Raw genomic sequence first — 26,910 nt, 5'->3', positions numbered from 1 at the left:
AACGCGGTAGCGACCAGTGTAACGCGACTCCCCGCCACGACGAATGCATTTTTCGTGCCCCGCGGCGGTGCACTCCTTCTGGCCGGCTGTCATGTGGATGACGTAAGCGCCGGTTAGGCGCAGGTTATACGACGGCTCCCGTATTTCCTCACCGTTGGGGGGCGGCATGTTCAAGGGCGTGGCAATCATGGCCATCGTGACAAGCATGGCGAGCGGGCAAAAAAATAGCCCGTCCATCGATGGACGGGCCGCTAAACGCCGTTGTTACTCGGGTCAGCCGGCCCGTGCAACCAGGTTGGGCGCTGACGGTTCAATCGTGATGCGTCAATACCTCACTGTCGAGGTGGGAGTAACGCCGATCTATCAGAACAATGTCGCTGCTTCGTGGCTGTCGTCGTGGGTGTGAGCGGGGCGCGCGGCGCCGCGTTTCGCCGGTGCGACCGGTGCGGGAGTGGCTGTGGCGTTCGACGTCACGGCCGGACGCGCCGGCGCGGCGCGCGGCGCTGGCTCAGCCTCGGCCACGGTGAACAGGCGCACGGCTTCGTCGAGCACGTCGGCCTGTTCCGCGAGCCGCTGCGCGGTGGCCGCCGCCTGCTCGACGAGCGCCGCGTTCTGCTGGGTCGCGCCGTCCAGATGCGAGACCGCCTGGTTGACCTGGCGAATCCCCTCGGCCTGCTCGCTGCTGGCATTCGCCACTTCGACGATGATCGACGACACGCGACTCACGGCTTCGTCGATCACGCGCATCTGCGAGGTGGTGCGTGACACCAGTTCGGTGCCCGCCGCGACTTCGGTGGCGCTCGCTTCGACCACCGACTTGATTTCCTTCGACGACGCCGCGCAGCGCTGCGCCAGCATCCGCACTTCGCCCGCGACGACCGCGAACGAGCGGCCCGATTCCCCGGCGCGCGCCGCTTCGACGGCGGCGTTCAGCGCGAGGATGTTGGTCTGGAACGCGATGCCGTCGATCACGCTGGTAATGTCCGCGATACGCCGCGAGGCGGCCGTGATGCCGGCCATCGTCTGTTCGACCTGACCGGCGATCTGGCCGCCGACGGCCGCTGCCGCCTGCGCGTCCTTGGCGAGATCGAGCGCGCGCACGCTGGCGTCGGCGTTGGCCTGCACGGTCGTGGTCAGTTGCTCCATGGTCGCCGCCGTTTCCTCGAGCGACGCCGCCTGCATTTCCGTGCGACGCGCGAGGTCGACGTTGCCGCTGGAGATTTCCCGCGCGTTGTCGAGCATGCCGGTGATCTGCGCGCGTACGTCGAACACGATCGCCGCGAGATTGGCCTTCAACTGGTTCAACGCCTGCAGCACGTCGCCGAGATCGTCGTGACGCGCGATTTCGAGATCGGCGGTCAGATCGCCCGCGGCGAGACGCGTCGCGATGCCCGACATGTCGCGGATCGGCGTCGCGAGCTGGCGCGTCAGCACCTGCCACAGCACCACGCTGAGCGCGGCGGTCACGCCGAAGGCGATCCAGAACGGTGTGGGCGGCACGCCCTGCCAGGCGGCGAAGCCGGCCGCCAGCAGCACCAGCGGCGTGAGCGCGTAGCCGATGGCGGCGCGCGTCGCGACCGGCAGACGCATCAGCGCCTGGAGGCGGCCGAGCAGGCCGGTGCGCACCACCACGCCACGGCGCAGCTTGCGGCCGCGCGCCTGGCCTTCGCGCATGCGGGCGTACAGCGCTTCGGCGTCGCGGACGGCTTCGCGGTCCGGTTTCACGCGCACGCTCAGATAACCGACGATCGCGCCTTTCTCGACCACCGGCGTGACGTTCGCATGGACCCAATAGTGGTCGCCGTTCTTGCGGCGATTCTTGACGAGCGCGGTCCACGGACGGCCGTCGCGGATCGTCGTCCACAGATCGGCGAAGGCGTCGCGCGGCATGTCCGGGTGGCGGATCAGGTTGTGCGGCTGACCGATCAGCTCTTCGCGCGTATAACCCGACACGGCGATGAACGCGGGATTGCAGTACTGGATACGGCCGGTGAGGTCGGTCGCGGAAACCAGCATTTGCGACGAAGGGAATTCGTATTCATGCCCGGTAACGGGCTGGTTGTTGCGCATGGCGTTCCTTGCTGATGCTGCCCCGGCGGGTTGCAGTGCTTACGGTGTTGCAAGGAATAACGGCAATTTTTTGCGTTCGCTTGAGGGTTTCCCAGTAAACCACTCAGGTTTAGGCGGCGCCTGGCCGTTAATGCAGGGTTATTTCATGCGTTTCGCGTAGCCGCCGGAACGGGCGCCCGATGCCGCCGGATGTGTCGGACAAAAGCGCTACACTTCGCCCGTATAAGGCCTGCAGGCGCGGTTCTCCGCCGCAGTCGCCGCGTTACCGCTTCATCGCTTCACTGCTTCACCGCCTTGCCGGGGGCGCCGCGACGTTCGACCGGCCCGCTCACGCTTCCTCTGCCACGCGAGCCATGCAAAAGATCCTCGATCGCACTCAGGAATCACTGGCGCACGCGTTCGCTTCGCTCAAATACAGCGCGAAGCGTCAGCAACGGGTATATCTGGCAACGATTGCCTCGCTGATGCTGATCGTCGTCGTGTTCGCGCTCGTGCTCGCCGGGATCGGCGCGGACAAACAACTCGACTACCTGCGCACCTACGCCGCGCAGAATGCGGCGGATATCTCGCTGGTGCTGCATCGCGAGGAGTCGTTCCTGCGGCGCACCGAGTTCACCGTCGATTACTACCGGAACACGCAGAACGTCTTGCGCGTGCCCGATGCGGTCGAAGACGCGATCCGCCGCAATGGCGTCGCGCGCGGCGATGTGGGCCGGATCGACGCGGGTTTCGATCTGCTGGTGAGCGACGCGACGCGCGATGCCTGGGGCGCGGATTTCGGCTCGCAACTCTGGCGTCTGTATGAAACGGCGCAATCGACATTGGTCACGCAGCAGGCGTTCGAACTGCGTCAACGCGCGGTGCTGCTTGGGCTGGATCGCGACTATGCGGCGATCCTGCCGTCGCTGAACGGCGGCGCGGGGGCAAATGGCGGCAATCGCGTGAATGGCGCGAATGGCGCGAATGCCGCGAACGCCACGGACGTGGCGAATACGGCAAACGCGCCGAGCCCGGCAAAATCGGCGGTCACGACGGGCACCACGCCGCTGCAACCGTCGGCGATCGCCACGCTGCGCACGACCCTGCTGCACGAACTCCAGACGCAAACCGGCAAGCGCATGCCCGCGAAAGGCGAGCGCGTCTGGCTCGGCCCTTATCGCGACCCGCTGCAAGGCATCACGGTGATCTCGGCGCTTAGCGCGTACTACGACGCGAATGACGAACCCGTCACGCTGATCGCAGTCAGCATCCCGGTCGAGGCGCTGCCCGCGCATCTGAAATGGCCGGACCGCGAGGGCGCGATGCTGCTGATGATGGCCGACCATCGCCTGATCCTGTCGTCGCCGCCGCTCGACGCCCGACGCGTAGCGATGCTGCAAGGCGTCGTGACCCGCACGCAGCCCGACGTGACGCGCTATACACGCGATGGCGTCGTCTTCTACGAACCGCTGACGCCGGGCTTCGGCGCGCTGGTTGGTTACGTGACGTGGCGCGGCCTCGCCGCCGCGCTCGGCTGGCAACTCGCGGTGCTGGTTTCGCTCGCGCTGCTCACGCTGTGCGCGATTGCGCTGACCGCGCGCTTCTGGGGCTTGCGGCTGTTGCGCGTCAGTTTCGCCGAGACGTCGCGGGCGCTGGAGAGCGAGACCATCAACCGCATTCTGGTGAGCGCGACGCCGGTGGGGTTGTGCATCGTCCGGCAAAGCGATCACGCGATCCTGACCGCGAATGCGCTCGCGTTCGAACTGTTGCGGATCGAGCCGGGCGGGCAGCGCTTGCCCGCGCATATCGTCGACGAGTTTCATGCGCAGGCGCCGGATAAACCGTCGGTCAATGCGTTCGCGAAGATTGCCGTGTTTGTCGTGCCTGCGACGCCAGCCGCCACGCCGACCACACCAGCCGCGCCAACGGCCGTGCTCCCGGACGAGCGCGACACGGCGGCCGATCGCTTCCTCCAGTTCACCTACGCGCCGGCCCGCTACGCGGATCAGGACGTGCTGTTCTGCGCGATTCTCGACGTCACCGCGCAGCACGAACTCGAACAGCAATTGCGGCTCGCGCAGCAGACGTCGGAAGACATGATGCGGGCGCGCTCGAACTTCTTCGCGTCGATGAGTCACGAGATCCGCACGCCGCTGAACGCGTTGCTCGGCAATCTCGAACTGTTTTCGCGGACGCCGGGACTCGAAGCGCATACGCAGCGGCTCGCGACGCTCGGCGTCGCCGCCAACGCGCTACGCGGCATCGTCAACGACATCCTCGATTTTTCGAAGATCGATGCGGGCGAGATGAAGCTTGTCTGCGAGGTGTTCCGTCCCGTCGACGATCTGGAGAACATCGCGCTTTCGTATGCGCCGATGAAGGCGGACCGGCCGATCCGGTTCTACGCGCATCTGTCGCCGACGCTCGATCAGGAACTACGCGGCGACCGCACACGTATCGCGCAGATCGTGAACAACCTGCTGAGCAACGCGTTCAAGTTCACGTCGTGCGGAAAGATCACGTTGAGCGCCGGGATCGTCGACGATCCCCAGGGCAAACCGGTGCTGGTTTGCCGGGTATGCGATTCGGGGATCGGCATGGATCAGGCGCTGGTGGCGCGGCTGTTCAATCCGTTCGTGCAAGGCGAGGCGAGCACGTCGAGCCGCTCCGGCGGCACGGGCCTCGGGCTGTCGATCTGCGCGCGGTTGTGCGAGCTGATGGGCGGACATATTTCGGTCGAGAGCGTGCTGGGTGTCGGCAGCGCATTCAGCGTGTCGATTCCGCTTGCGCTGTCGCCCGTGGAGTCGCGCACGCCGGCCGTCGAGCCGCCGCGCCGTGGCAATGCGCTGGTGGTTTGTCAGGAGCGCGAGTCGGGGTTGTTGCTGGAAATCGGCCTGCAGAGGAAAGGCTGGAGCGTGCATACGGAAACGTCGATGCGTGGAGCGTTGGCGTGGCTGCGCGTGAATCGTCCGGATGTGCTGGTCGTGACTGGCGAATACGAGCTCGATGCGGTGAGCGCGCTGCGTGAGATTCAGGCCGTCGGTGCGGTGTGGATCACGTACGCTGGCCCGCATAGGCCGGCTGAATGCGCGGACGGCGTATTCGAAGCGAGCGAGTTTAGCCGCAAGGCGGTGTTCACCGCGGTCGATCTGGCGGCGGGTGGCGCGATGGCGGATGAGGCTGCTGCAACTGCTGCAACTGTTGCGGCTTCTGTCGACGCGGTCGCTTCAGCGCCGCATGAAGTGGCTCCGGCGTTGCAGGGGCTGACGGTGCTCGTGGCCGAAGATAATCCGTTGATTCAGAGCCTGGTGGTCGAACAGCTCGCTGCGCTGGGCTGCTTGCCGACGCTCGTCGGCGACGGACGGCAAGCGCTCGCTGCCGTCGAGCAGGCGCATTTCGACGTGCTCTTGAGCGATATCCATATGCCCGTGATGGATGGATATGCGTTGCTGGCGCGGCTGCGAACGTCACGCCCGGACATGCCCGTGCTGGCGTTCAGCGCCGTCACCGATAGTCGGGACGATGCCGCCTGGCGTGAGCGCGGATTTGCGGGGCATGTGGCGAAGCCGGCGTCTTTGGCGGAGCTGGAAGCGGCGTTGCTGGAGGTCGCGACGGCGGCGCGGCGCGCGAGCAACTCGGCGCCGGGTACTACCGCTAGCGAAGACAATGCCGCCGACGCACCCGCTATCCTCAGCGCGGACGACAAGGCACGCTACGAGGCGATGCTGAAAACCCATCTGCAAAGTGAGTTGCCCCGTCTGACGACGATCGTCGAGCAGGAAAATCGCGAGGCGCTGGCCGGCTGGGCGCATAGCGCGGGCGGCGCGTTTTTGGTCGTGCAGGAAACGGACTTCGCGCGGCAATGCCGCGAGTTGCAGCGGCTGTGCCGGGAAAGTGCGCAGTGGACCACGGAGATGGACGAACGCGCCATCTCGCTGCATGACGCGTTGATCGATCGCTTTGGGGTTGATGGGTAGCCGACTCGCGCGTGCGCGCTAACCGGCTTGCGTCGCCGGGTTGCTGACGAGGTCGCGAATCAACCCGGTCCCGCGCGCCGGGCGATGAAATCGATCTCGACCAGCGCATCGCGAGCCAGCGCAGTCACGCCGATGCAGGTTCTCGCCGGCAACGCATTGGGCGGAAAGTAAGCGCGGTAGACGGCGTTCATCGATGCGTAATCGCGCTTGAACTCGGTCAGAAAAATGCGCGCGGCGACGACGTGCTGCAGGCCGAGACCGACGCCTTCCAGAACCAGCTTCAGGTTGTCCATGACGCGCTGCGTTTGCGCGACGACACCTTCGGGGAGCGGCGCGTCGTCGTCGGTCGGCGAGGTGGGCATCTGGCCGGTCAGGAAAACCCAACCGTCGGTTTCGGTGGCGTGCGAGAAAGGACCGACCGGCGTGGGCGCGGTCGGGATCATCCAGAAGGTGGGCGCGGTGGTCATGGGCGAGGCGATGGGTTGGCGAGAAACGTTACGCTAACCGAATAAAAGTGATTCCGGTGCGCGTATTGCGCATTGGCGCCGCCACCTCGGTCGCCCCCTCACTCCCTCAAACCAACCCCGTCGCGTAATAAACCCCAATCACGAAGAACACCGCCATCGTCTTGATCACCGTCACCGCGAAAATGTCGCGATACGACTGACGATGCGTCAGCCCCGTCACCGCCAGCAGCGTGATCACCGCGCCGTTATGCGGCAGCGTATCCATGCCGCCGCTCGCCATCGCGACCACGCGGTGCAGCACTTCCATCGGAATATGCGCGGCTTCGGCGCCCTTGATGAACACGTCCGACATCGCCGCCAGCGCGATACTCATCCCGCCCGACGCCGACCCCGTGATGCCCGCCAGCGAACTCACCGACACGGCCGCGTTGACGAGCGGATTCGGAATGCTCTTCAGCGCATCGCTGACCACGAGGAAGCCCGGCAACGCCGCGATCACGCCGCCGAAACCGTATTCCGACGCCGTGTTCAACGACGCCAGCAATGCACCCGCCACCGCCGCCTTGGTACCGACGGCAAAGCGCTCGCGCACCCGATTGAACGCGGTAATCACCACCATCACGATGCCGATCAGCAGCGCACCTTCCACGGCCCAGATCGCGACCACGCTCTTGATCGTCGTCGTGACCGGTGCATGAATGCCCGGCAGAATGTCCGGCGCAACCGTGTACGACGCGCCGTACCAGTTCGGAATCCAGCGAGTCAGCAAGAAGTTCGCGACGCCCACCAGCACTAGCGGCGCGACCGCCAGCAGCGGATGCGGCAGTTGCTTCGATTCGACGCGCTCCGGCTCGTTGACCAGCGCCGTGCCGTAGCCCTCGCCGGTCGCCATCGCCGCGCGGCGGCGCCATTCCAGATACGTCAAACCCACCACGATGATGAACAGCGAGCCGATCACGCCGAGCGTCGGCGCGGCCCACGAGGTCGTCTTGAAGAACGTGGTCGGGATGATGTTCTGGATCTGCGGCGTACCGGGCAGCGAATCCATCGTGAACGAGAATGCGCCGAGCGCGATCGCGCCGGGCATCAAGCGCTTCGGAATATTGCTCTGGCGGTACAGCTCGGCGGCGAACGGGTACACCGCGAACACCACCACGAACAGCGATACGCCGCCATAGGTGAGCAGCGCGCACACCGCGACGATCACCGCATTGGCGCGCGAGCGGCCGATATAGCGGATCGCGGCGGCCACGATCGACTCCGAGAAACCGGACAGCTCGATCACCTTGCCGAACACGGCGCCCAGCAGGAACACCGGGAAATAGAGCTTCACGAAACCGACCATCTTCTCCATGAAGATGCCGGTGAAGACCGGCGCGACGGCGGCCGGGTCGGTCAGCAGAACGGCGGCGAGCGCGGCGATCGGCGCGAACAGAATGACGCTGTAGCCGCGATACGCGGCGAACATCAAGAACGCCAGCGCGGCAAGGACGATGACAAAGGACATTGAGTCTCCAGAGCTTGGTTGTTCTACGTAGTCGCCGTCTTTGAGGATGCGACGGCACGGCGGCGGCAAATGCAGGTTCCGTGCCACAAGCGGCGCAACGGCTAGTGCCTTGATTTCTCAGGCCGAACTTCGGAATGCGCTGCGATCGATTGTACTCAAATGTCTCAAAATCGGGACTGAATTTGTCGGAAGATACGGGTAAACAAGGGAAAATGCCGATGCGACGGCCTTATTGGCCGTCTCTCCAGTGGGATAAAATTGTCTACCAAATGAGACAAGCCCAATTAAAACCCTACCCGGAGACGGCGACAACATGATGAACGACTGGGCGGGTCTTCCCCTTTCCTACAGCGATGTCCTGCGCCGCGCGATGGACTCCCTGTTCCGCACCTTCGAAAACTTCAGCGAAGGCACGTTTATCGTCGATGCGGAAGCGCGCGTCGTCTGGATCAATAAGCGCTATGCGGCGCGCTTCGGGTTCTCGGACCCGCAGCAGGCCATCGGCCGCGATTGCGAAGCGGTGATTCCGAACAGCCTGATGCGCGAAGTCGTGAAGACCGGCAAGCCGATTCTGCTCGATATTCTGGAAACCGGCCGCGAACCGCTCGTCGTGACCCGTCTGCCGCTGAAGGACGATGCCGGCGAGACGGTCGGCGCGGTCGGCTTCGCGCTCTTCGACGAACTGAAGGCGCTGACGCCGCTTTTCTCGCATTACTCGCGCGTGCAGGAAGAATTGATCGCGACGCGCCAGTCGCTCGCGCAGGCGCGACGCGCTAAATATACGTTTGGCAGTTTCGTCGGGACGAGCGCTGCCAGTCTCGAAGTGAAACGCCAGGCGCGGCGCGCGGCGCAGCTGGAATCGCCGGTGCTGTTGCTCGGCGAAACCGGCACCGGCAAGGAACTGCTCGCGCATGCGATCCACGGCGGCTCGGCGCGCGCGAATCAGCCGCTCGTGACGGTCAACGTCGCGGCCATTCCCGATACCTTGCTGGAGGTCGAATTCTTCGGCGCGGCACCGGGTGCGTATACCGGCGCGGACCGTAAAGGCCGCGTCGGCAAATTCGAGCTGGCGAACGGCGGCACGCTGTTTCTCGACGAGATCGGCGACATGCCGCTGCCGTTGCAGGGCAAGCTGTTGCGCGTGCTGCAGGACAAGGAGTTCGAACCGCTCGGTTCGAACCGGATCGTGCGCGCGGACGTGCGGATCATCGCGGCGACGTCGGCCGATCTGCCCGCGCTGGTTGCCGCGGGCCGCTTCCGCGCGGACCTGTTCTATCGCTTGAACGTGCTGACGATCCTGGCGCCGCCGCTGCGCGAACGCGCATCCGATATCGAGGCGCTTGCCTACGCCATGCTCGAAGACCTGTCGACGCAAGCGCGCGGCGCCAGCCACTTCGAATTGCAGGACGACGCGCTGCGACTGCTATGCGCCTACGCATGGCCGGGCAATGTGCGGGAATTGCGCAACACGCTGGAGCGGGCGGTGATGTTGTCCGACAGCGAACGGATCGATGCGCAGGCGCTCGCGCCGTTCATCGGCCTGACGCAAGGCGGTCATCGCGGTGCGGTCGCCGCGTCGGGCGACGCGCCCCGCACCGGTGCGGCGGCAACGATCGACATGGCCGAGCCCGCGCCCGTGACGTTCGACACCCTTTCATGGAGCGACGCCATGGCGGCCTTCGAGAAGCGTTTCCTGAGCGACGCCCTGCGCGCCAACGAAGGCCGCGTGACCGACACGGCGATGCAGATCGGCATGGGCCGTGCGACGCTCTACAAGAAGATCGCGGCCTATGGCATCGACGTGTAACGAAAGCCGCGATGCCGGGTGACGCAGCGTAATTGCCGCGTGGCACAATCCGGTGATCGAAAAACAAGACGTGATCGGGGTTTCAAATGAAACGCAGGAAATGCAGTCTCTCCCTCTTTGCGCGCCGGGCGGGCGTCACGCTGGCGGCCGGCGCATTCGTCGTGTTGGGTGGTTGCAGCAGCAGCGCGCCGCTGTTTCTGTCGGACGGCCGCGCGACGGTGCTGGTCCAATGCCCGGCCGGCTCCGATTCATGCGCGCAGCAGGCCAACGCCAGTTGCGGCGGCGGCTATGACGTGGTGCGCCAATCCAGCGATAACGGCACGCTCAGCCTGATCTACGCCTGCCGCGCCAAGTGATGCGTCGCCGGCGCCACGCCGGCGATCGCTCCAGACCGTCTCACAACCTTCATTTTGAAGCGCCATACTCGCCGGACGGCGGAATGGGTTTTCTGTCATAAAAGCAAATTCAGTCGCAATTGTCACCGTCACGCCAAGTCATGGCGTCGTCGCAAAATTATCATACAAAACTTGATTTAACGTCTTATTTTCCGATTAATCATCGGTTGCCGGTGTTATTACCGATGCCGGTTTTTCTGCCGTTTGTTCAGCGGAGTCGGTGCGGCACCTAACGGAACGCGAAGTTTATCGGCAGTACGCTTTTATGGCGGCTTCGCTTTATAAACCTTCTGCATGTTTTGCTGGTTTTATCGTCGAGGTGAAAAGGGATGAAGAATAATTTTCCGTAAGAATAAAAAAGAGCGTTCCGTCGAAGGCACGCTTTATGCTTGAAATCTTGCGTCGAAACTAGTTCAACGAGCATTCCGGGGAAAGCCAATGGATCATCACCAACTCGAACGAGATATCGTCCATCTCGAACACGTCATCTCGCATATCTCTGCCGCGGACCGTATTCCGCTGTCGTACTGGCGCAGCCGCATCGACTCGGTGTCGGGCGCGGTGCGGATGCCGGCGCAGGCGAACCGGATCAGGCGACTGGATGCCGTACTCGCCGAACTCGAACTGCGGCAGAAAGTGTGACCGCTCCCCGGAACGGCACACGGCATGTCACCCCTGCAAAGGTAACGTTTTCTGAAGACGCGCGGTAACGGTCAATGTTTCCGATTAACTGGCCGCGCCTTCTTTTATCCGATCTTTGTCAACGCTCCAATTATTCCTGCATGGGTTTTCTGTTCCTCGCGTCGGACACCGATTAAACACGTCAGTTATTCAATAATTTGAATGGAGCGGTGTGTCCATGCGCGGCGTGAATATGAAAAACCTCTCCATTGATTACAGAATAATTCCGCAGCCAACAAAATAGTCAGCAGAGTCGGCTAACGGCGCCGGCAGTTGTCCGCGCAAGGTACTCGACGGCGGGCGTCGCGTGTACGATGCGATTCATGACTGAACGTGCCGCCCGCGGCCACGAAACGTCCCGTAACACGACCTGCGACAGCGAGCACCACTCTCTATCCGGCGTTTTATTCGTCTGATAGTGTCCGCGAGGGACTTTCCACCCTAGCATCCTGCAGTTCGTCCACCCGACCGGAGCATCCGCCATGGCCACGTACAAGCAGTTGACCGCGCAGCTCGAAAAACTTCATAAGGAAGTCGCCGTCGCTCGCGAGAAGGAGATCGAGCAGGCGATCGCCGACATCAAGCAGAAGATCGCCGAATACGACCTGACCGCCGAGGAACTCGGCTTCACGAGCAAACGCGCGGCGGGGCGGAAATCGGTATCGGTTGCCAAATACCGGAATCCGAAAACCGGCGAGACGTGGAGCGGGCGTGGCCGGTCACCGAGCTGGCTGGCGGGGAAGAACCGCGAACGGTTTTTGATCGACGGTTGATGCGCGTCGACGCGCGTCGATCTCGATCGATTCAATTCGAAATGCCCGCCGGTGCGGCGTCTGTCGCCGTGACCAGGCCGCCGTTTTTCTGAAGTGATGCCACGCGTGCGACTTTCCGCACCGCTGGCCGAGTCCCGAAAACGCTCACCTTTGACCTTCGTTCGAGGCTACGGTCATGGATAAGTCCGCACGAACCCATGCCGGTTCGAGTTGGTTCGGTGAGCCTGGTTTCAGCGTGAGACGCACCGTGCCGTTTGATCCGCGCTGCCGTTCCGGCTGACGCGACACGCTGCCCGAAACCCGCGCCAGCCTTTGCTGGCAGGCGTTCCCAGGCTATCCGAAGATTCACGCATAACCTCGCCTCATACGCTTACCTTCGTTTCAAGCTCGTGTGGATGGCGTGTCGGCTCCGCGCTGCCGGTGCGCCAGCGTCGTCACTCGCGTTCACCTTTATGCGTTTGTGACGCGATCGCTGTCGCTCTTCCCGAAAACCCTCACCTTTGCGCTCGCGCACCTTCACCGAGCCGCCTGCTCCGGACAAACCCGGAGTTGAGTTCGCCTCATACCCTGCATCAAAACTCATCGATACAGGGTCGTCGACACCCCGCCGCACAATCCGCTCATCCCCCTACCGCAACGGAATCGGCATGAACGCATCGATGGACAAACAACTCTTTATCGGCGAAGGATTCGAAGGCCCCGGCGTCAATCTCGCCCACATCAACGTGCTGGTCGGGCCGCGCAACGGCCCGGCGGGCCAGGCGTTCGCGACCGCGCTCGCGACGCCGTCGGCGGGACACGCGCCGTTCGTCGTGATCGCGCGTCCCGGCGTGCCGACCAAACCGCTGACGCTCTATGTGAACAAGGCGCAGATCGGCAGCGAGTTCCACGGCAACGCGACGTGGGGCGCATCGCAGGCGGGCATCGCGAAGGCGGTGGCCGAATCGCTGGAGAACGGCACGTTGCCGCCCGAAGCGGAAAACGACTGGGTCGTCGTGTCGGCGAACTGGGTGAACCCCGCCACCGACGATCTCGACGCCGTCTTCGACAACAACTACCGCGCGTGCAGAAACGCGATTCTCGCGGCGATGAAAGGCCTGCCGCATCGCGACGAAGTGTTCGCCGCCGCGCGCGAGGTATCGAACCCGTTCTACACGCCGAAGCAACGGTGATCACGCGCGGCGTCGTTTGACCGCATGCGAGCCGCCACCTGCCACCCGATGAGAGACAACATCATGGAATACATTCGCCTCGGCCAGTCCGGCCTGAAGGTGTCGCGTTTGTGCCTCGGCACGATGAACATGGGCACGCCGCAATGGAAGCCGTGGATCTTCGACGAAGCGCAAAGCGAGCCGATCGTCCGTCACGCGCTCGAAGCCGGCGTGAACTTCATCGACCTCGCGGATTTCTATTCGACCGGCGTCGGCGAGGAAGTCGTGGGGCGCATTCTGAAGCGCCTCGCACGGCGCGAGGAAATCGTCGTGACCACCAAGGTCGGCTACGACATGGGCGCCTATCAGAACGCCGGCGGACATTCGCGCAAGCACATCATGGACGGCATCGACGGTTCGCTCGCGCGCCTCGGCATGGATTACGTCGATCTCTACATGCTGCATTTCTTCGACGTCAACACGCCGGTCGAGGAAACCATGGGCGCGATGAACGACATCGTGCGCGCCGGCAAGGCACGCTATATCGGCGTCTCGACCATGTACACGTGGCAGTTCGCGAAGATCATGCAGGTCTGCGAGCGCAACGGCTGGCACAAGCCGATCAACATGCAACTGCAGTTGAATCTCGCGTATCGCGAGGAAGAGCGCGAAATGATTCCGTATTGCCAGGATCAGGGCGTCGGCGTGTCGGTGTTCAGTCCGCTCGCTCGCGGTCTGCTCACCTGCGATCCGAACTCGACGCGCAACCAGACCGACTTCTTCACCGCGCAAATGTATGGCGACCGGGCGTCGCGCGAGATTGCCGCGTCGGTCGCACGGGTGGCGGCGCGGCGCGGCGTGTCGGCCGCGCAGATTGCGCAGGCGTGGGTGCTCAATCATCACGGCGTCGCGAGCATGCTGGTCGGCGCGGACACGCCCGCGCAGTTCGACAGCGCGCTCGCCGCGCTCAACACCACGCTGTCCGTGGACGAGCTGTTCGAACTCGAGCGCAACTACACCCCGTGCGATCTGATCAACGATTACACCGCGGGTCGTCGTATTGCCCGTGAACCTCGGCTTGCGCAAGCCGGCTTCGTCGAGGATCTGGAGAAGGCGGCATGAACGAATTTCTGCGGACAGGTCATTACATCGGCGGTAAGTGGTATCAAGGCGCGAGCACGTACGCCGTTCTGAATCCCGCGACGGGCGAGGCGATCGCGCAGGTGGCCAAGGGCGGCGCGGCGGAAGCGACGCAGGCTATCGCGGCAGCGGCGCGCGCGTTGCCCGCATGGCGCGGGTTGACCGCCAAAGAGCGCGGCGCGCGCGTCAAACGCTGGGGCGAGTTGATGCTCGCGCATCGCGACGCGCTCGCCGAACTGCTGACGCTCGAACAAGGCAAGCCGCTCGCCGAAGCGCGCGGCGAAGTCGGCTACGCGGCCAGCTTCTTCGAATGGTTCGCGGAAGAAGCGAAGCGCGCGTATGGCGACGTGATCCCGAGTCCCAACCCGAACGCGAAGATCATCGTGACGCGCGAGCCGGTCGGCGTGGTCGCGGCGATCACGCCGTGGAATTTCCCGCTGGCGATGATCACGCGCAAAGCCGGCCCCGCGCTCGCGGCCGGCTGCACGATGGTGCTCAAGCCTTCCGAGGAAACGCCGCTGTCGGCGCTCGCGCTTGCGGTGCTCGCCGAACAGGCCGGCATTCCGCCGGGCGTGTTCAATATCGTGTCCGGCGATGCCGTGGCGATCGGCGGCGCGCTCACCGAATCCGACGTGGTGCGCAAGCTGTCGTTCACCGGCTCGACGCGCGTCGGCAAGCTGCTCGCGAAGCAGTCGACGGATACGCTGAAGAAGCTCTCGCTCGAACTCGGCGGCAACGCGCCGTTCATCGTGTTCGACGATGCGGATCTCGATGCCGCCGTGCAGGGCGCGATGGCATCGAAATTCCGCAACACGGGGCAGACCTGCGTGTGCGTGAATCGCTTCTACGTGCAGAGCGGCATCTACGAAGCTTTTACTCAGGCATTGACCGATGCCGTGCGCAAGATGCGGGTGGGCGATGCGTTGCAGGGCGAGGTCGAGCAAGGTCCGCTGATCAATCAGGCGGCGTTGCGCAAGGTCGAAACGCATGTCGCCGATGCCTTGCAAAAGGGCGCGCGGGTGCTGACCGGCGGCAAGCCCCACGCGCTCGGCGGCACGTTCTACGAACCCACCGTACTCGCCGACGCCTCCAGTTCGATGCTGATCGCCGCCGAGGAAACCTTCGGCCCTGTCGCCGCGTGCTTCCGCTTCGACACCGAAGAAGAAGCGATCCGCGCCGCCAACGACACGCCGTTCGGCTTGTCGGCCTATTTCTATACGCGCGATCTGGCGCGGGCATGGCGCGTCGGCGAGGCGCTGGAAAGCGGCATGGTCGGCATCAACGAAGGGATTCTGTCGACGGAAGTCGCGCCGTTCGGTGGCGTCAAGCAATCGGGTCTGGGCCGCGAAGGCTCGAAGTACGGACTCGACGAATACACCGAGCTGAAATACATGATGATGGGCGGCCTCGGGCGCTGAGTACGCAACACGCGGCACAACCTTGCGTGGCCGGCATGATGCCGGCCACGCAAAGTCATTCATAAACACGAAGGAGACAGCGTGAGCAATCAGGACATCCAGACGGCCACTCTCGGCCTCGCCCCTACCTTGCCCGCCGCGCCGGCCCCGGCGCGCGGTCCCATTCCGCTCGACGACGTGCCGCTCAACGCGTTTCACGTCAAGATCGCCGGTTTGACGTTCGGCGCGCACTTCACGGAGGGTTTCGCGCTCGGCACGATCGGCTACGCGCTCGCCGCGATGAATCGGCAGATGCCGCTCGACGCGTTCTGGATGGGCATGATCGGCAGCTCCGCGTTGATGGGGATTTTCTTCGGCAGCCTGGTGTTCGGCTGGTTGTCGGATCGGCTGGGACGTCAGAAGATTTTCCTGCTGAGCTTCCTGATCATCACGGCGGCCGCGTTCGCGCAGTTTTACGTGCGCTCTCCGGCTGAATTGTGCGTGTTGCGCGTACTGATCGGCTTCGGCATGGGTGGCGATTTCGCGGTGGGGCACGCGATACTCGCCGAGTTCTCGCCACGCAAACATCGCGGCACGCTGCTCGGGTCATTCAGCGTGGTGTGGACGATCGGCTACGTGGTGGCGAACGTGCTCGGCCTGCATTACGCGGATGCGTCGCCGGATGCATGGCGCTGGTTGCTTGCGTCCGCCGGCGTTCCTGCGTTGATCGTGCTGGTGCTGCGCATAGGCACGCCGGAATCGCCGCGCTGGCTGCACGACAACGGCCGCCTTGCGGAAGCGCGTGCCGTGCTGCTCAAACACTTTGGCGCCAACGTCACGCTCGACGGCGCGCATGACGACCATGGCCACGTCGCCGGCGGCTTCGCGCGTCTGTTCAGAAAAGACCTGATTCGCCGGACGATTTTCAACTGCGCGTTCTTCGTGTGCCTCGTGATTCCTTATTTCGCGATCTACACGTTCCTGCCGACCATCCTGAAAGCGATCCACCTGAACAACGACTCGAGCGCGGATTTCCTGCTGAATGGCTTCCTCGTGCTCGGCGCGCTGATCGGCATCTGGCTGACGATCAAACTGTCGCGTCGCATGTTCCTGATCGGGTCGTTCGCGGTGACGTGTCTGTCGCTGGTTGCGCTGAGCGTGCTGCCCGAATCGGCGACGCTCGGCATGATCGTCGCGTTCGCGGTCTTTACGCTGACGATGTCGGCGTTCTCGAATCTCGTCGGTGTCTTTCCGCCCGAGTGCTTTCCGACCGAAGTGCGAGCTTGTGGCGTCGGTCTCGCGATCGCATGCAGCAGGTTGGGCTCGGCGGTGGGCACGTTTCTGCTGCCGCTCGGCATCGTCCACCTGGGTTTTCACGCGACGATGACCGTGCTCGCCGCAGTTCTGCTGATCGGCATGGTGGTCTCGATCGCCTGGGCGCCCGAGACGAAGCACCTCACGCTAAACGAAGCCAGCGGCACTTAAACCCGGCCCCAACGAACGCTGAACTCAACCAAACCCGCCGCATCGGCAACGATGCGGCGGGTTTTCTTTTGTGCGATTCGAATCGCTCCTGCGAACACGTATCTGCGTGATCCAAAAATTTCGGACAAGTCTTATTTTTATCTGAAATTAAAACCAATCTTTCTTAAATCTTCTCGTTTATCTCAGTCCATCTCAATTAAATAAGAATCGTCTGAGGTACTTAAGACATACCAAATCTTAATATTTCTTTGCGCCTGAACGAAAGGCCAATGCTTCTAAGTCAAGACCGCCGTTTTTCCCGGCACGGAACATTGGAGCGCCCAGGGGCCAACGGCGAGCCAGACCCTATATCGATTCGCTGTCGATTCAAGTCACTTTATTTAATTCACTGGAGTAACAACATGAAAGCCATTTTCCCCGCCATCGCGATCGCCACTAGCGGTCTGTTGGGCCTCGCATCGTTCGGCGCGCACGCAGCGGACGGCACGATCACCATTACCGGCACGGTGTCGGATTCGACCTGTTCGATCAACGGCAAGGCAACCGGCACCTCGGCCGACAAGTCGATCACGCTGCCGACCGTCTCCGCAGGTTCGCTGTCCGCAGCGGGCAACGTCGGCGGCACGTCGAGCCCGACCGACCTCGTGCTGGCCCTGAGCGGCTGCTCGGGCACCGCAACCAAGGCGATCGCCCGTTTCGAAAACGGTCCGACCGTCGACCAGACCAGCGGTTATCTCAACAACTCCGGCACGGCGACCAAAGTGCAGGTTCGTTTGCTGAACGGTCAAATGCAGCCGATCAACATCACGACGAATGCGAATAACGACATTTCGACGAATTCGGCGACGATCGCCGGCGGCGCCGCGAACCTGAAGTATTTCGCGCAGTACTACTCGACGGGCGTGGCCACTGCCGGCACGGTCAACACGTCGGTTCAATACACGATGCAGTATCAGTAAGCGAGGGCCGAAGGCGTTCGTGCATACGAACGCCTTTTTAACGGGTTTTTTTCAAGATTACTTTCGAAGGTGCTGTGATGAAGTTGCTCGGAAAAATGACGATGGGAATCGGTTTTGCGTGTGCGCTGCTGGCTGGCGGCGCGCAAGCAAGCGTGACGATCGGCGGTACGCGAGTGGTGTATCCGCTCGAGCAGCGCGAAGTCACGGTGAAACTGGACAACGACAGCCGCAGTCCGTCGCTCGTACAGGTCTGGATGGACGACGGCAATCCCGATGCGAAGCCCGGTGAGATCAAGGTGCCGTTCGTGATCACGCCGCCGATCTTCCGGATGGATGCAAAGAAAGCGCAGACGCTGCGCGTCATGTATAGCGGCGAAGCGCTGCCGCAGGATCGCGAGTCGGTGTACTGGCTCAACGTGCTCGACATTCCGCCGAAAACGGACGGCGCGTCGGACGCCAACTCGCTGCAACTGGCCTATCGGACCCGCATCAAGGTCTTCGTGCGGCCGGCCAAATTGCCGGGCAATCCGGAGCAGGCGCCGACGCAATTGACCTGGAAGGTCGCGGCATCGCCGGACGGCAAGGGCCAGGCGGTCAGCGTGACGAATCCGACGCCTTATTACGTGTCGTTCAGCGAAGTCGACGTGGAAAGCAGCGGTCATGTCTTCAAGAACGAACAGGGCGGCATGGTTGCGCCGCATGCGTCGGCGGTTCTGCCGGTCGCGAAGATGAACGCGGCCGGTTCGGGCGCCAAAGTGCATTACACCGCAATCAGCGACTACGGCGGCGCGATCGAAGGCGACGCGACGCTCGGCCAATAGACCGCGCAAGTCGCGCCGGTCGGGCGGAAGTCTCCGCCCATCACTCAACTTTTCTAACGCATGGCGTGCGGTGCCTCGGCAACGCGCAGGGTCGACGCACGTCCGTTGCAAACATTATCGAGTTGGTCAGATCATGAAACTTTCACCTCGTCACCCGTCGCTTGCTCAAGCCAATGAATGCGTGAGTTCGCTCGGACTTCGCCCTGCTGCTGCCGTCGTACTGTCGGTTTTCGCGGTGTTGGGCGCTGTCCAGTCGGCGAGCGTGCATGCATCTGAAACCAACGGCGCGGATGCCGTTCAGTTCGACACGACGTTCCTGCGCACCGACGCCACGCAAGGCGTGGACGTCACGCGATTCGCACGCGGCAATACCGTGTCGCCGGGTGTCTATTCAGTCGATATCTGGGTCAATGATGTGCGTGTGGCGCGTCAGGACGTGCATTTTGTCGCGCCGCATGAAGGGAAAAATGCACGGGCATGTTTGAGCCGTCAGATGCTGGAAAAGCTCGGCGTCGACTTCGCCAAGGTGGGTGCGGGCGAAAATGGCAAGGCAGCCGGGAATGCGACGACGCCCGCGTTGGCCGCCCAGCCGGCGCACGCTAATGACGCCGCCGCGAATGCCGACGATTGCGTCGATCTGGCCGCGCTGGTGCCCGAATCCTCGATCGATTTCGATTTCTCCGAGCAGAAGCTGATGCTGAGCGTGCCGCAGAAATACATGCGCAACGCCGCGCGCGGCTACGTGCCGCCGGAGATGTGGCAAAAGGGCGTCAACGCCGGCTTCGTCAGCTACAACGCGAACACCTATCACACCGCCGGCTCGGGCATGCAGTCGACGCAAAGCTATCTCGGCCTGAATGCCGGCGTGAATATCGGCGCGTGGCATTTCCGTCATCAATCGTCGGTGACGCAGCAGACGGGGCAGGGCACGCGTTTCGACGACATCGCGACGTACGTGCAGCACGATGTCGCCGCGTTGAAATCGCAGGTCACGATCGGCGACGGCAACACGACCGGCGACGTGTTCGACAGCGTGCAGTTTCGCGGCGCGCAGATCGCGACCGACGACCGCATGTTGCCCGAGTCGTTGCGCGGTTATGCGCCCGTCGTGCGCGGTACGGCCGAGACGAACGCGCGTGTCTCGATCCGCCAGAACGGTCAGGTGATCTATGAGACGAGCGTGTCGCCGGGTCCGTTCGAAATCAACGATCTGTACGCGACGGGTTACGGCGGCAATCTCGACGTGACCGTCACGGAATCCGACGGCCGCACGAAGAGCTTCACCGTGCCGTATGCCGCGGTCGCGCAATCCCTGCGGCCGGGCACCACGCGCTTCTCGGTGACGGCTGGCCAGTTGCGTAACGCGACGCTCGATACCAGGCCGAATTTCGCGCAATTCACGTTGCAGCGCGGCCTCACGAATCTGGTGACGGCTTATGGCGGCGGCATTGCGTCAAACGGGTATGTGGCCGCCGATGTCGGCGCCGCGCTCAACACGAAGTTCGGCGCATTTTCGGCCGACGTGACCGCCGCTCAAACTCAGGTGCCGAATGAAAGCACGATGCGCGGCACCAGTTTGCGGATCGGCTACAGCAAGTTCATCGATCCGACGAACACGAACATTTCGGTCGCGGCTTACCGTTATTCGACGGCGGGCTTCATGAGCCTCTCGGACGCGGCATCGGTGCGCGATCTGGCGATGCGTGGCGGCGATACCAATTCGGTTTATCGGCAACGCAATCGCTTCCAGCTCACGGTCAACCAGAGCTTCAAGAAGTACGGGACGGTTTTTCTGAGCGCGTCGGCCCAGCAATACTGGAATCACGACGGCAGCGACACGTTCTATCAGGCCGGTTACACGAACAGCTACAAGTACGGCACGTACAGCGTGACGGCCGGCCGCACGCGTAACTCGGACGGTTCGATGTCGAACCAGTTCATGGTGAGCACCACGATTCCGCTGGGCCATAGTCAGCATGCGCCGCTTCTGTCGGCGAACCTGTCGACCGGTTCGGGTACCACGAACATGCAGACCAACCTGAGCGGCTCGCTCGGCGATGCGAACCAGTATTCGTACAACGCGTACGGCACGTATGGCAGCGGCAATGGCAGCAGTACCGGCAACGCCGGTGTGAGCGGCACGTACCGCGCGCCGTACGCGCAACTGACGGCGTCCGCGAGCTCGGGCTCGCAATCGAGCCAGGTGTCGGCGGGGATCAGCGGATCGGTGGTTGTGCATCCGGGCGGCGTCACGCTGTCGCAGACCGTGGGCGACACCTTCGGCATCGTCGAGGCGCCGGGTGCAGCCGGCGCGAATGTGAGCAGCGCGCCTGGCGTGAAGCTCGATCGTCGCGGATATGCGGTGGTGCCTTACCTCACGCCGTACGGCATGAACACCGTCGATATCGATCCGAAAGGCACGTCCACCGACGTCGAATTCCAGTCGACTTCGGAGCAGGCCGTGCCGCGCCTCGGTTCCGTGGTGATGCTCAAGTACAAGCTGGTGAGCGGGCGCGCGGCGTTGATCCGCGCACCGCAATTGGGTGGCAAGGCGTTGCCGTTCGGCGCGGATGTGGTGGACGCGAATGGCAAGACGGTGGGCGTCGTCGCGCAGGACAGCCGGATTTTCGCGCGGGGCCTGGAGGATCAGGGTGCGCTGTTCGTGAAGTGGGGCTCGGCGGCGGCGGAGTCGTGCCGTATCGACTACGTGATGCCGAAGAAAGCGGAGAAGGTTTCGCAGGCTTATACGTCGATCGAAAGCCATTGCGTGGCGGGGGAAATGACGGCAGAAGTCGCTGAAAAACCGGCTGCACTTGCGTATTGACGGCAGACGATCGGGAAACTTCAAACTGAATAAAGGAGCGTGTGATGTCGCAACGCAAGTGGTGGTTCCTGCAAGTACTTTTCCTCGCCGTCATGGCGTTCGGGTGGACGGCAAGCGCACGAGCCGATTGCCCGACCACTGGGCTGCCGAAGACTTTTAACTACGGACCGATTGCGGTTTCAAACAACCTTGCCGTTGGGGACGTGATCCCAGGCACCGTGCAGTCATTTACGCTGTCCGGAAAGTGTTCTGCTGGCAGTCTGGCGAACCAGACGGTCGTAGCTTGCCCTAGTTCGCAGTATCCCGTTTCCGGTACGTCGGACGTATACAGTACGGGCCTCGCAGGTGTCGGGATGCGCATGCGAAACAGTAGCGGCACGCCGCTGATCGGATCGGGCTATTGCGACGTGAGATCATCGCTCGGAACAACCGCCGCCGACGGAAGTTTCAACGTGTCCGGTACTTTGGAACTCGTCAAAACCGGAACCATCACTGGCGGCACGATTACACCCACAAGCACCGTTGCGAACTACTTCACTGGGCTACTCGGTACAGGCGTCGTACTCAATAATGGCACTAACACAATGCAGATCGCGAACGGTACCGCGATCCGGACTGTGACCTGCTCCGTCACGGCCGCCACGGCCTACCAGACGGTTCCTCTGGCGACGATCAGCCCGTCCATGCTTGCAAATGCCGGCGCCGTCGCAGCAAAGACCCCGTTTTCACTCGCGCTTAACTGCGACAAAGGCATTAGCGTCGCGATAACGTTTACATCCGCCTCTGGCGCTAGCGGCATTCCATCTGTGCTGGGCTCGAACGGCAGCGCGAGTGGCGTCGGCGTGCAGCTTCTCGACGCCTCGCAAAAACCCATCACGCTCGGTACCGCGCTCCCGCTGACTTCGTCCACGCTCGGCAACGATTCGTTCCCGTTTTACGCCCAGTACTACCGCCTGAGCGCGGCCACTGTAAAGGCAGGGAGAGTCAACGCCACCGGCATCTTTACTATGAGTTACCAGTGAAGTGAAGATCGGCGGCGGAGTCGTGCCGTATCGACTACGTGATGCCGAAGAAAGCGGAGAAGGTTTCGCAGGCTTATACGTCGATCGAAAGCCATTGCGTGGCCGTTATGCAGGCGTCTGTGCCAGATGTCCCGGCACAAGCGCTTGAGCTGCGCGCCGCGCAATGACGCACAACATGAACTTATTTGTTATCAATTCAAAATGGACTCCATGATTTACCCAGGCAAAATCGGCCGACGAGTGAACCTGGCATTCGCACGCGTGACCATCACCGCAAAACGTGCAGTCATACTGATGTTGGCAATCGTAGGGGCTTGTTATTTGCCAACGACGGCATATGCGGCAAAGGGGACGATTTATTTTGGGAACGGTGCGAGCGTCATTGAGGCGTCGGTCGCTAGTTCCGCCGTCAAAATACCGGCAAATGCGGTTCCAGGCCAGGTCGTCGCCCGGTTTGGCGGCAACGTGATATTGACAAGTTCGAATGTCACTTGTCCGATTACGCTAAGCGAAACGGTGGACAGTACGCCTTGGTCCGGTAATCCTTCGATCTTTCTGACGAACGTCCCCGGAATCGGCGCGCAGATTGAGATGTCTGACCCTGGTAGCCAAATTGTCTCAGTTCTTCCTCAAAAGACGGCATTTACTCCAAAGGAGGGGCAGACCAACATTAATTTCTTTCCTGATATTTATGTCACGGGCCCTAACGGATCAGGTCCGTTAGCTATCCCCGCTGTCAACGTCACGTTCTCCGGCACCTGCATCGACACGACCACGCAGCGTATCGTTGCGCCGTCGGGTCCATCGATTCAACCGGGCACCTGCAATGTGACGAATTCGTCAGTTTCCGTAGTGCTCCCACGAGCGTCTCAGGCAGTCATGCCGAATATCGGTTCAATTGCCGGCGCGACCGACTTTTCGCTAGGTCTGAACTGTAGTAGCCCAACGGGCGTGTACATTTCCCTAGCCGATGCGTCAACGCCGTCCAACACTTCAAACATCCTCACGCCCGGTCCAGGTTCGACGGCCAATGGCGTTGGGATACAGATATCTTCGAATTCGGTTCCACTAACCTTTGGTGATCCCGCCGGCCAACCCGGCGGTCCGAACTGGTTGTCGCTGGGAACAAAGAGTGGTGCTGTAACCATCCCGCTGACTGCGGCATACATTCGAACAGGCAACTTGGGCGGGGGCGTTTTGAGAGCACTTGCGACCTTCACGATGAGTTATCGGTGATGCATCGAATGATGCCCGCGAACGCCCCCGTCGTGGGCGCGCGGCTGTTCGACGGGCGAAATTGATTTCGAACGAGGGATGTTTCTCGTCGACCTGCGTCGATCACCCGTCTGCCAGCCGTCCATTTCCCCGCCTTCCACCCCCATGACGTGTATCATTCGTTCCCTGCGCTGTTCTGCGCTGGCGATTCCCGGATTGTCGAACGCTCGTTCGTGACCTGTTTCCGACTCGGTCGGGTTGCCATTGCGATGCGGGTTCCGACCCAATTCCCGCAGCTCGACGCCGCCGCGCAAGACGTGGCACGCCGGTCGCCACAAGCCGCCGGGAATCGTCCGAACCCCTATCCGTGACCGCCAGACCCGATGTCAGTCTCCGAACTCAAACGCCGCCGCACTTTCGCGGTTATTTCCCACCCGGACGCGGGTAAGACCACGCTCACCGAAAAACTGCTGCTGTTCTCGGGCGCGATTCAGATCGCCGGTACCGTGAAGGGCCGCAAGAGCAATCGCTACGCAACGTCCGACTGGATGGAAATCGAAAAGCAGCGGGGCATTTCGGTCGCGAGTTCGGTGATGCAGTTCGAGTACGGCGACGCCGTCATCAATCTGCTCGACACGCCGGGTCACGAAGACTTCTCCGAAGACACGTATCGCGTGTTGACCGCGGTCGATGCCGCCGTGATGGTGATCGACGGCGCCAACGGCGTCGAAGCGCAGACGCTGAAGCTGCTCGAAGTGTGCCGCAGCCGCAAGACGCCGATCGTCACGTTCATCAACAAGCTCGACCGCGAAGTGCGCGAGCCGCTCGAACTGCTCGACGAAATCGAGCAGCACCTGGGCGTCGCCGCCGTGCCGTTCACGTGGCCGATCGGCATGGGCAAGGACTTCCAGGGTGTCTACGACATTCAGCGCGATCAGGTGCGCCTGTTCCGCGCCGGTCAAGACAAGGCCGGCGGCGAAGTCGAAACGCTGCAAGCACTGAGCGACGAAGAAGGCGAACGCCGCTTCGGTCACGCGTGGGTCAAGGCAAAGGAAGAGATCGACCTGATCACCGGCGCGTCGCCTGACTTCGATCGCGAGCAATTCCTCGCCGGTCAGCAGTCGCCTGTGCTGTTCGGCTCGGCAATCAATAACTTCGGCGTGAAGGAAATTCTCGACGCGCTGGTCGACCTGGCGCCGCCGCCGTCCATGCGCATGACGGTGCAGCGTCCCGTGCTGCCGGACGAGCCGAAGTTCACCGGCGTCGTGTTCAAGGTGCAGGCGAACATGGATCTGGCGCACCGCGATCGCGTGGCCTTCATCCGCGTGTGTTCGGGGCACTTCGAACGCGGCATGGCCGTGAAGGTGACGCGCACGAACAAGACGTTCCGCGCCAACAACGTCGTGACTTTCCTGTCGCAACGTCGCGAGACGGTGAGCGAGGCGTATCCGGGCGACATCATCGGTATTCCGAACCACGGCACGTTGAGTCTCGGCGATACGCTGACCGAAGGCGAAATGCTGCAATTCGTCGGTCTGCCGTTCTTCGCGCCGGAAATTTTCCAGACGGTGGAAGTGGTCGATCCGATGCGCGCCAAGCAGCTCGGCGAAGCGCTGAAGCAACTCGGCGAGGAGGGCGCGATTCAGGTGTTCCGTCCGGAAGTCGGCGGGCTGATGATTCTCGGCGCGGTCGGGCAACTGCAGTTCGAGGTGGTCTCGCATCGTCTGTCGACCGAATACAAGGTCGACGTGCGGATGGCGCCGGCGCGTTACCGGATGTCGCGTTGGGTGACCTGCGACGATGCCGCCGAACTGCGCCGCTTCACCGATTCGTACGCGGCGCGGATCGCCATGGACGCGTCGGATGCGCCGACTTATCTGGCCTCGCACGTGTCGGAAATCGAAGTCGCGCAGAAGGCGTGGCCGAAGATCGTGTTCAACGAATTGCGCGAGCATTCGGGCGCACCGTTCAGGAAGTCGATGTAACACGGCTCGATACGCGAGTTCGACGAACTCGGGAATCCGGCAGTAAAAGCAGAAAGCCACGTCAGCGAGACGTGGCTTTCTGCTTTCCGGCGCCCTCGCCGGTGCTTTCCCGGCGGCCAGCAAGAACGCTGCGCCGTCTCAACCCTCGGCAATCTTCAACCCTTCCTCCCGCATCCACCCGGCAAACGCCTGCACATGCTCCAGCCCCGCATGCCGCTGCGCGATATCGAGCCAATACCCGAACGGTCCCGCCACCTCGACCTCGGAAAACTGCGCGAGGCTGCCGTCCGCGAGCTCATCCACGATCATGTTCCGGTCGACGATCGCGAGCCCGGCGCCCTTGCGCGCGGCGCGAATCGCCTGCTCCAGGGTGGAGAACTCGATGCCGTTTTCCGCATACCGGGCGGGCAGCCCAGCGCTGGCTAGCCAGTTCGGCCACAGATCCAGCCGCGCGTCGTTATGCAGTACGTGCAGCGCGGGCATTCTCTCGAGCAGCTCGCCAAGCGGCTGATCCAGCAGACGCGGCGCGCCGACCAGCACGTGGCGCTCGATCATCAGCAATTCGGAGTGGCCTTCGCCTTGCGCCAGCGCGTGACGGCCGAAGCGGATATGGCAGTGACAGTCGCCGCTCGGTTCGGTCCGGATCGACAGTTCCACGTCGGGCAGCTCTACCGCGAGCGAGCCGAGCCGCGGCGAAAACCACTGCGTCGCGAACGTGGGCGGCACGGCAACCACAAGGCGCCGCCGTCCCTTGGCTGCCGAGATTTGCCGGAAACCGCGCTCGATCGTGTCGAATGCCTCGGACAGACACGGCAGGAACTGCATCCCGGCCGGCGTCAGGCGGATCCCTTTGTGATCGCGCTCGAACAGCTTCGCGCCGAGCGATTCCTCCAGCAGCTTGATCTGCCGGCTCACCGCGCCTTGTGTCACGCACAGCGCAATCGCCGCGCGATTGAAACTCATGTGCCGTGCCGTCTCTTCGAAGAAACGCAACGCGATCAGCGAGGGCAAGCGCCGCATACATCACCTTCTATTTCTTGAGTCATGCGCCGCAGGCGGGTCAGGGGCGTGCCCGCGCTGCTGGATGGATGGCCGTGTCGTGGACGGCCGCGCGTTGTCTCCCACGCGCGTCGCGAGCCATGGTCGGCCCGCGTTGTGTATCGCGATGCCGGGTCGGCATCGACCGGGATTGTCGCATCGGCGCTCGATATTTTGCTTGAGCGGTCCGAAATAATTCCACCGCATTCCGTCCGTA

19 protein-coding genes are annotated in these 26,910 nt (G+C 62.8%); 15 read left to right on the top strand and 4 right to left on the bottom strand.

The features are described from left to right. Positions 1–363: 363 nt before the first annotated feature. Positions 364–2,070: a PAS domain-containing methyl-accepting chemotaxis protein gene (locus tag LFL96_RS27040; protein ID WP_281003763.1), complete on the bottom strand. Its 1,707-nt coding sequence runs from the start codon at positions 2,068–2,070 to the stop codon at positions 364–366. A gap of 353 nt (positions 2,071–2,423) precedes the next feature. On the opposite strand from LFL96_RS27040, the gene LFL96_RS27035 reads away from it, so the two are divergent. Beyond that, positions 2,424–6,026, top strand: a complete 3,603-nt coding sequence (locus tag LFL96_RS27035) for an ATP-binding protein (protein ID WP_281003762.1) — start codon at positions 2,424–2,426, stop codon at positions 6,024–6,026. Positions 6,027–6,085: 59 nt separating this feature from the next. Here LFL96_RS27035 and LFL96_RS27030 read toward each other — a convergent pair whose 3' ends face one another. Beyond that, a complete protein-coding gene (locus LFL96_RS27030) occupies positions 6,086–6,493 on the bottom strand; it encodes a RidA family protein (protein WP_281003761.1) in 408 nt (135 codons plus the stop codon). 106 nt (positions 6,494–6,599) lie between these two features. Then, positions 6,600–8,000, bottom strand: a complete 1,401-nt coding sequence (locus LFL96_RS27025; protein ID WP_281003760.1) for a GntP family permease — start codon at positions 7,998–8,000, stop codon at positions 6,600–6,602. A 313-nt stretch (positions 8,001–8,313) separates the two neighbouring features. On the opposite strand from LFL96_RS27025, the gene LFL96_RS27020 reads away from it, so the two are divergent. The 14 genes from LFL96_RS27020 (at position 8,314) to LFL96_RS26955 (ending at position 25,655) form a co-directional block, all read left to right on the top strand. Further along, a complete protein-coding gene (locus LFL96_RS27020; RefSeq protein WP_281003759.1) occupies positions 8,314–9,807 on the top strand; it encodes a sigma 54-interacting transcriptional regulator in 1,494 nt (497 codons plus the stop codon). Between the two features lie 86 nt (positions 9,808–9,893). Further along, entirely contained in the window at positions 9,894–10,163 is a 270-nt protein-coding gene (locus tag LFL96_RS27015) for a hypothetical protein (RefSeq protein WP_281003758.1), read from the top strand. A 477-nt stretch (positions 10,164–10,640) separates the two neighbouring features. Beyond that, entirely contained in the window at positions 10,641–10,844 is a 204-nt protein-coding gene (locus tag LFL96_RS27010; RefSeq protein ID WP_281003757.1) for a hypothetical protein, read from the top strand. A gap of 521 nt (positions 10,845–11,365) precedes the next feature. After that, entirely contained in the window at positions 11,366–11,656 is a 291-nt protein-coding gene (locus LFL96_RS27005) for an H-NS histone family protein (protein ID WP_281003756.1), read from the top strand. 647 nt (positions 11,657–12,303) lie between these two features. Further along, a complete protein-coding gene (fae, locus tag LFL96_RS27000; protein ID WP_281003755.1) occupies positions 12,304–12,828 on the top strand; it encodes a formaldehyde-activating enzyme in 525 nt (174 codons plus the stop codon). Positions 12,829–12,891: 63 nt separating this feature from the next. Beyond that, on the top strand, positions 12,892–13,929 hold the full coding sequence (locus LFL96_RS26995) for an aldo/keto reductase (protein ID WP_281003754.1): 1,038 nt from the start codon (positions 12,892–12,894) through the stop codon (positions 13,927–13,929). Beyond that, entirely contained in the window at positions 13,926–15,365 is a 1,440-nt protein-coding gene (locus LFL96_RS26990; protein WP_281003753.1) for an NAD-dependent succinate-semialdehyde dehydrogenase, read from the top strand. The genes LFL96_RS26995 and LFL96_RS26990 overlap by 4 nt, the downstream gene beginning before the upstream one ends. 81 nt (positions 15,366–15,446) lie before the next feature. Further along, positions 15,447–16,829 (top strand): MFS transporter, encoded by a 1,383-nt coding sequence (locus LFL96_RS26985; protein ID WP_281003752.1) that lies wholly within the window; start codon positions 15,447–15,449, stop codon positions 16,827–16,829. A 401-nt stretch (positions 16,830–17,230) separates the two neighbouring features. Continuing rightward, complete coding sequence (locus LFL96_RS26980; protein WP_281003751.1) at positions 17,231–17,788, top strand: fimbrial protein; 558 nt, start codon at positions 17,231–17,233, stop codon at positions 17,786–17,788. Between the two features lie 77 nt (positions 17,789–17,865). After that, entirely contained in the window at positions 17,866–18,609 is a 744-nt protein-coding gene (locus tag LFL96_RS26975) for a fimbria/pilus periplasmic chaperone (protein ID WP_281003750.1), read from the top strand. A gap of 133 nt (positions 18,610–18,742) precedes the next feature. Beyond that, a complete protein-coding gene (locus LFL96_RS26970) occupies positions 18,743–21,433 on the top strand; it encodes a fimbria/pilus outer membrane usher protein (RefSeq protein ID WP_281003749.1) in 2,691 nt (896 codons plus the stop codon). Positions 21,434–21,477: 44 nt separating this feature from the next. Next, the gene (locus tag LFL96_RS26965; protein WP_281003748.1) at positions 21,478–22,455 is read left to right on the top strand and encodes a fimbrial protein; all 978 of its coding nucleotides are present in this window, start codon (positions 21,478–21,480) and stop codon (positions 22,453–22,455) included. A 126-nt stretch (positions 22,456–22,581) separates the two neighbouring features. Beyond that, positions 22,582–23,691 (top strand): fimbrial protein, encoded by a 1,110-nt coding sequence (locus LFL96_RS26960; RefSeq protein ID WP_281003747.1) that lies wholly within the window; start codon positions 22,582–22,584, stop codon positions 23,689–23,691. A 362-nt stretch (positions 23,692–24,053) separates the two neighbouring features. Continuing rightward, positions 24,054–25,655 (top strand): peptide chain release factor 3, encoded by a 1,602-nt coding sequence (locus LFL96_RS26955; protein WP_281003746.1) that lies wholly within the window; start codon positions 24,054–24,056, stop codon positions 25,653–25,655. Positions 25,656–25,793: 138 nt separating this feature from the next. On the opposite strand, the gene LFL96_RS26950 is transcribed toward LFL96_RS26955, so the two are convergent. Then, positions 25,794–26,675: a LysR family transcriptional regulator gene (locus LFL96_RS26950; RefSeq protein WP_281003745.1), complete on the bottom strand. Its 882-nt coding sequence runs from the start codon at positions 26,673–26,675 to the stop codon at positions 25,794–25,796. Positions 26,676–26,910 lie beyond the last annotated feature (235 nt).

The organism is Paraburkholderia sp. D15 (genome assembly GCF_029910215.1).
Classification (GTDB): Bacteria; Pseudomonadota; Gammaproteobacteria; order Burkholderiales; family Burkholderiaceae; genus Paraburkholderia.
The sequence above is the reverse complement of the archived record's forward strand: the minus strand, read 5'-3'. Positions and strand labels throughout refer to the sequence as shown.